Raw genomic sequence first — 6,793 nt, forward strand, 5'->3', positions numbered from 1 at the left:
AGGGTGTTGTCCAGATCAAAAAGTGCGAGCGTCAAAGGGTGTCCTCCGCTGTTACAAGGGCTTTCAGGAAGGCTCACAGTCTACCATGACCTGTCGGCATCGGCTCCGTTTGCCGAACCCTTGGGATTCTGTAAGAATGAGAGCAACTTGGACAATTCTCGCCGGTCAGAAATTGACCGGCGGCCGACTTTAACGAGGACTGTGCCGTGATCGATTCAGACGGTTTCAGACCCAATGTCGGAATCATTCTGGCCAACCACAGGGGCGAGGTTCTCTGGGCAAGGCGAATAGGTCAGGACTCCTGGCAGTTTCCCCAAGGTGGTATCAAGCACGACGAATCACCGGAGGATGCGCTTTACCGGGAGCTTGGAGAGGAAATCGGCCTCACTGCCAGCGATGTGGAAATCATCAGCTGTACCCGGGGCTGGCTCAGGTACCGTCTTCCAAGGAGGATGGTGCGCCATAACTCACACCCTGTATGTGTGGGCCAAAAACAGAAATGGTTCCTGCTGAGGATGTTATCGCCGGACGCGCAAGTATGTGTGGACGGCACGGATTCACCGGAATTCGACGGGTGGCAGTGGGTTAGCTACTGGTACCCGCTGGGCCAGGTGGTTTCATTCAAACGAGAAGTATACAGACGTGCGCTGCGGGAGCTGGCTCCACGACTGTTCTATAACATGGAACAGTGGCGGAAAGCCGAGCAGAACCGGCGCTTGAAGGATCACTCAAGATGACGGAATGACCCTGCCATGCTGAGCATACTGCGAAGTCTTGTACAAGAGGTAAACAGCGCCCGCGATCTGCAGGAGGCGCTGGATATCATTGTATCGCGGGTGCAAAAGGCCATGAACACCGAGGTCTGTTCCGTCTATCTGCTCGACCCCGCCACCAACCGCTATATCCTGATGGCTACCGAGGGCCTCTACCGCAAGGCGGTTGGTCAGGTGAGCCTGGGTTACTCGGAGGGTCTGGTCGGTCTGGTGGGCTCCCGCGAGGAGCCCATCAACCTGGAAGACGCTCCGTCCCATCCCCGTTACCGCTATTTCCCGGAGACCGGTGAGGAGCGTTTCCGTTCCTTCCTGGGGGTTCCCATCATTCACCATCGCCGGGTCCTTGGTGTGCTCGTTGTTCAGCAGCGGGAAAGCTCCCGGTGTTTTGACGAGGGTGAAGAAGCCTTCCTGGTGACGGTCTCCGCCCAGCTGGCCGGGGTTATCGCCCACAGTGAGGCGACTGGTGCAATCAGTGGCCTGTCCCTGACCGGCGAAGAGGCCCGGGATGTCAGCTTCAACGGTGTGCCCGGTGCCCCTGGTGTCGCGATTGGCTCTGGTGTAGTGGTCTATCCGGCGGCCGACCTTGATGTGGTTCCGGAAAAGCCAACGGAAGATATCGACGGTGAGCTGAAGCTGTTCAAGGCCGCGGTCAAGGCGGTTCGGGAAGATATCGAACGCGTGGCGAAGCGACTGGCCAGCCAGCTCCGCCCGGAAGAACAGGCGCTGTTCGATGTCTATCTTCGTATGCTGGGGGATGAGGCCTTGCCCGGCGAAGTGGCCAACAAGATTGCTGACGGTATCTGGGCCCAGGGCGCCCTGAAGCAGGTGGTGCAGCAGTATATCCGTCACTTCGAGATGATGGATGATCACTACCTGCAGGAGCGGGCGGTGGACATCCGCGATCTCGGCCGGCGCCTGCTGTCCCATTTGCAGGAAGGCGAGCAGAAACACCTGGTCTACCCCGAGAAGACGGTACTGGTCAGCGAGGAGCTGACCCCCGCCATGCTCGGGGAAGTGCCCAAGGGGCAGCTGGTGGGCCTGGTTTCGGTCAAGGGCTCCAGCAACTCCCATGTGGCGATCCTGGCCCGGGCCATGGGTGTGCCCACCGTCATGGGTCTAGTGGATATTCCGGTCAACCAGCTTGATGGCAAGGAGCTGATTGTTGATGGCTTTGAAGGTCAGATCTTCGCCTCTCCGTCACAGGATCTCCGATCCTTCTACCAGGCCATCTGCGACGAAGAGGATGAGCTGTTCCGGGGGCTTGAGGCGCTTCGTGACAAGCCCTGTGAGACCACCGACGGCCATCGGGTATCACTGTTGGTGAATACCGGCCTGATGACCGATGTGGTGCGTTCCCTCTCCCATGGCGCCGAAGGTATCGGCCTGTACCGCACTGAAGTGCCGTTCATGATCAAGGACCGCTTTCCCTCCGAGCAGGAACAGCGGGAGTACTACCGGGAACAGCTGGAAGCATTCGCCCCCAATCCGGTCACCATGCGCACTCTGGACATCGGTGGTGACAAGGCGCTGACCTATTTTCCGATCAATGAGGAAAACCCGTTCCTTGGCTGGCGCGGCATCCGGGTCACACTGGATCATCCGGAGATTTTCCTGGTTCAGGTCCGGGCCATGCTCAAGGCCAGTGAAGGGCTGAACAATCTGCAGATCATGTTGCCCATGATCAGCAATATCTCGGAAGTCGAGGAATCCCTGCACCTGATCTACCGGGTCTATCACGAGGTGAGGGAAGAGGGCTATGACATCCATATGCCGAAGGTCGGCGTCATGGTGGAAGTTCCGGCGGCGGTTTACCAGATCCGTGAGCTGGCAGACCGGGTGGATTTCCTGTCCGTGGGCTCCAACGATCTGACCCAATACCTGCTGGCGGTGGACCGCAACAACCCGAGAGTCGCGCAACTGTATCATTCCTATCATCCGGCGGTACTGCAGGCCCTGGTGCGGATTGCCCAGGACGCCCACGCGGTCGGTAAACCGGTGGGCATTTGTGGCGAGCTGGCGGGCGATCCAGGCGGAGCGCTGCTGCTGATGGCCATGGGTTACGACTCCCTGTCCATGAACGCGGCCAGCCTGCCCAAGGTAAAGTCGGTTATCCGGAGTATCAGCCGTGAGTGGGCGATACAGCTTCTGGAAGATGTCCTGCTGCTCGATTCTCCCCATGTCATCAAGAGTTGCGTGGATCTGGCACTGCGGAACGCCGGCTTCGGCCGTTACCTGCGCCCCGGCCGCAGCTCCTCCATGGCCTTCTCCGAACAGGCCGTTTCCTGACACCCGGCCCCGCCCGGGGAATATAGGGTGTGTTTTCTAAATTCGACTGTTATGTTGTGGCCAAGGGATACCGACAACGCTACGGTCCGGAGATTGACTGACTATGAGTGCCTCAACAGAACTCAAACCGAAACCCAGAATAGGCCTCGCCCTTGGTGGCGGTGGTCCGCTGGGCGGCATTTACGAGATCGGTGCGCTCAGGGCACTGGATGAGGCGCTGGACGGTCTGGACTTCAACAATATCGACGTTTATGTAGGCGTCAACGCCGGTTCTTTTGTCGCCGCCAATCTGGCGAACCAGATGACCACGGCGCAGTTGTGCCGGATTTTTGTGCGGAATGAGGCCGAGGTGCATCCGTTTCATCCGGAGGTCTTTTATCGGCCGGCATTCCGGGAGATCGGCAGTCGTTTGCTGGCGGTACCGGGGCTGATGTCTACTGCCGTCAGCCGGTTCATCAATAACCCCTACGATCAGAGTTTCCTTGAGGCGCTGACCATCCTCGCCCAGGCGGCCCCGGCCGGCCTGTTCGACAACGAAGGACTGCACGACTACCTCAAGCGCGCCTTCACCATGCTCGGGCGCACCAACGATTTCCGGGAACTGAAACGCAGCCTCTATGTCGTGGCTGCCGATGTGGAAAGCACCGAAGCGGTGTGTTTCGGGGCGCCCGGGTTTGACCATGTCCCGATTTCCAGGGCCATCCAGGCCAGCACCTCATCGCCGGGGCTCTACGTGCCGGTGGAAATTGACGGCCGTTACTACGTTGATGGCACCCTGCGCAAAGGCCTGCATGCCTCGGTTGCCTTCGAGGACGGCGCCGATGTGGTGTTCGCGGTAAACCCCCAGGTACCCATCGACGCCAGCGCCGCCGTGCGGGCTGGCACCATGAAGCCCGGCGAACTCACCCGCTCCGGAATGCCCAACCTGCTGTCCCAGACCCTACGGACCATGGTGTATTCCCGCATGCAATCCGGCATCGCCCAGTACGCCCGGGACTATCCGGACAAGGAAATTCTCCTGTTCGAGCCGACCCGGGACGATGCCAAGCTGTTTTTCTCCAACGTGTTCAGTTTCCAGAGCCGCCGGATGGTGTGCGAGCACGCCTACCAGATGACCCGCCGCGATCTGCTCAACCGGGCCGATGAACTGGAGCCGAAACTGGCCCGTTATGGTATCAAGCTGCGCCGGGATCGCCTCGAGGACGAGCAGAGGACCATCAGTACCAGCCTGTACGGCGAGATGTTGCCGCTGTATGTGGCTAAGGGCAGGAAGAGGCAGTCGGAGAAGGGGAAAATTGCGGCCGGGCTGGAGAACGTGACGCATCTGTTTTCCAGGGCGCAGTAACTGAATAAAAAAGGGGTCAGATGAAGGTTTTCATCTGACCCGGGGTTCCGCAAGAGCTCGGAGCTGATGTCCAGACCGGGGTCTGATGAAAGCTTTCATCTGACCCCATGTTCACGTCAGAGGATATACCGGCTCAGGTCCTCGTCCTCCGACAACTCTCCAAGCTTCTCGTCCACATACTCGGCAGTCACCTCAAAGCTCTCGGTCACCTGGTCACCGGCATCGTACGAGAGGCTCTCCAGCAACCGCTCAAGCACCGTATGCAGACGGCGGGCGCCAATATTCTCGGTGGTCTCGTTGACCTTCCAGGCCACCTCCGCAATCCGTGCAATGGCATCCTCACCAAAGGTCAGCTTTACCCCTTCAGTCGCCATCAGCGCTTCATACTGCTGAACCAGTGATGCATCCGGCTCCGTGAGGATCCGCTTGAAGTCATCCGGGGTGAGGGCTTGCAGCTCAACCCGGATGGGCAGGCGGCCCTGCAGCTCCGGAATCAGGTCCGACGGCTTGGACAGGTGGAAGGCGCCGGAGGCGATGAACAGGATATGATCGGTGCGAACCGAGCCGTACTTGGTGCTCACGGTGCTGCCTTCGATCAGCGGCAGCAGGTCCCGCTGTACCCCTTCCCGGGAAACGTCGGAGGAGGTGTTTTCCGAGCGCTTGGCCACCTTGTCGATCTCATCGAGAAACACGATGCCATTCTGTTCCACCGCCTGAATGGCCTTTTGCTTGATCTCTTCCTCGTTGACCAGCTTGGCGGCTTCCTCGTCCTTGACCTGTTTCAGGGCATCGGCCACCTTCATCTTGCGGGTCTTGCGCTTGTCGGAAGACAGGTTGGAGAACATGCTCTGCAGCTGATTGGTCATCTCCTCCATGCCAGGAGGCGCCATGATTTCGACGCCGGCACCAGCGCTGCGCAGGTCGATCTCGATCTCCTTGTCATCGAGTTCACCTTCCCGCAGTTTCTTGCGGAACAGCTGGCGGGTGGAAGAGTCATTGCTGGCCCGCTGGCTCTCTTCGTTGAAATCCCGAGCTGGCGGCAGCAGGGCATCCAGGATCCGTTCCTCGGCAGCATCCAGGGCACGGCTTTCGTGGCGCTTCATTTCCTTCTCGCGCAACATTTTCACCGCCATGTCCGCCAGGTCCCGGACAATAGACTCCACATCCCGGCCGACGTAGCCCACTTCGGTGAACTTGGTAGCTTCCACCTTCAGGAACGGCGCATCGGCCAGCTTGGCCAGGCGGCGGGCAATTTCAGTCTTGCCGACACCGGTGGGCCCGATCATCAGGATGTTCTTGGGGGTAATCTCGTCCCGCAGGCTGCTATCCAGCTGCATCCGGCGCCAGCGGTTACGCAGCGCGATGGCCACGGCGCGTTTGGCTTCTTCCTGGCCCACGATGTGTTTGTTGAGTTCGTGGACAATCTCTCGGGGAGTCATTGCAGACATGGTCGCTCCGGATCAATCTTTGGTGGGTAGCACTTCGACGGTGCGATTGTGGTTGGTGTAGATACAGATGTCGGCCGCGATATCCAGGCCTTTTTCCACAATCTCATGGGCGGAAAGCTCGGTATTCTCAAGCAGTGCACGGGCCGACGCCTGGGCGAAGGGGCCGCCGGAACCGATGGCGATCAGGCCCTGCTCGGGCTCGATGACGTCACCATTGCCGGTAATGATCAGGGAGGCGGTCTTGTCCGCAACGGCCAGCAGGGCCTCAAGCTTCCTCAGGGCCCGGTCTGTTCGCCAGTCCTTGGCCAGTTCAACTGCAGCCCGGGTCAGGTTGCCCTGGTGTTTTTCCAGTTGTGCTTCGAACCGCTCGAACAGGGTGAAGGCGTCCGCGGTTCCTCCGGCAAAGCCGGCAATCACCTGGCCGTTGTAGAGGCGGCGTACCTTGCGGGCGTTGCCTTTCATCACGGTGTTGCCGAGGGAAACCTGGCCGTCGCCTCCCATGGCGACTTCGTCGTCTCGCCGGACAGAGAGAATGGTAGTCATTGGGGCTCCAATTGCCTGTTTGAAATTGGTATTCCGAAGTAATGGAGGCAGTGGCGGAGAATTCAAGAGTCTGAGTTTCGGTGGAAGACCGGGTTCGGTATGCAGCCATCTAAAACACGCTCCTTGCGGCACCCCTGCGGGGTCCAGCCCGCAATCACAGATTGCGGTCGTTCGGCTGTCGCATGAAGCTTCGCTTCATAAACGCTCGGCCTCACCCATGTGGCGCTTGAGCTCCGCCATCCTTGGCTCCGCACAGTTTTGGATGGCTGCATACCGAACCCGGCCCCAAGCTGATGAGTAGGCCGCGGTGATTTCGAGGAGCAGCAGAATTATGGGCGCCTTTCGGGGATGTGATTCCGAAACCCTGCGGAGCCCTGGATGGCGGAGCGGAGCGGACC

At 59.6% G+C, this 6,793-nt stretch carries 5 protein-coding genes; 3 read left to right on the forward strand and 2 right to left on the reverse strand.

Annotation, left to right across the window (positions count from 1 at the left end; all coding sequences use genetic code 11):
* The first annotated feature begins 206 nt into the window (after nt 1-206).
* From ACESMW_RS17970 to ACESMW_RS17980, 3 genes are all read left to right on the forward strand, one after another.
* Nucleotides 207-737, forward strand: a complete 531-nt coding sequence (locus ACESMW_RS17970; RefSeq protein WP_372988352.1) for an RNA pyrophosphohydrolase — start codon at nt 207-209, stop codon at nt 735-737.
* A gap of 15 nt (nt 738-752) precedes the next feature.
* The gene (gene ptsP, locus ACESMW_RS17975) at nt 753-3,059 is read left to right on the forward strand and encodes a phosphoenolpyruvate--protein phosphotransferase (RefSeq protein ID WP_372988353.1); all 2,307 of its coding nucleotides are present in this window, start codon (nt 753-755) and stop codon (nt 3,057-3,059) included.
* Nucleotides 3,060-3,162: 103 nt separating this feature from the next.
* Nucleotides 3,163-4,404, forward strand: a complete 1,242-nt coding sequence (locus ACESMW_RS17980) for a patatin-like phospholipase family protein (RefSeq protein ID WP_372988354.1) — start codon at nt 3,163-3,165, stop codon at nt 4,402-4,404.
* 116 nt (nt 4,405-4,520) lie between these two features.
* Here the strand turns inward: ACESMW_RS17980 and hslU are convergent, their stop codons facing one another.
* The gene (gene hslU / locus ACESMW_RS17985; protein ID WP_372988355.1) at nt 4,521-5,852 is read right to left on the reverse strand and encodes an ATP-dependent protease ATPase subunit HslU; all 1,332 of its coding nucleotides are present in this window, start codon (nt 5,850-5,852) and stop codon (nt 4,521-4,523) included.
* A gap of 12 nt (nt 5,853-5,864) precedes the next feature.
* Nucleotides 5,865-6,395 carry an ATP-dependent protease subunit HslV gene (gene hslV / locus ACESMW_RS17990; RefSeq protein ID WP_092005633.1) on the reverse strand — a complete coding sequence of 177 codons (531 nt, stop codon included), beginning with the start codon at nt 6,393-6,395 and terminating at the stop codon, nt 5,865-5,867.
* Between the last annotated feature and the right edge of the window lie 398 nt (nt 6,396-6,793).

It is taken from the genome of Marinobacter sp., assembly GCF_041690455.1.
GTDB lineage: Bacteria > Pseudomonadota > Gammaproteobacteria > Pseudomonadales > Oleiphilaceae > Marinobacter.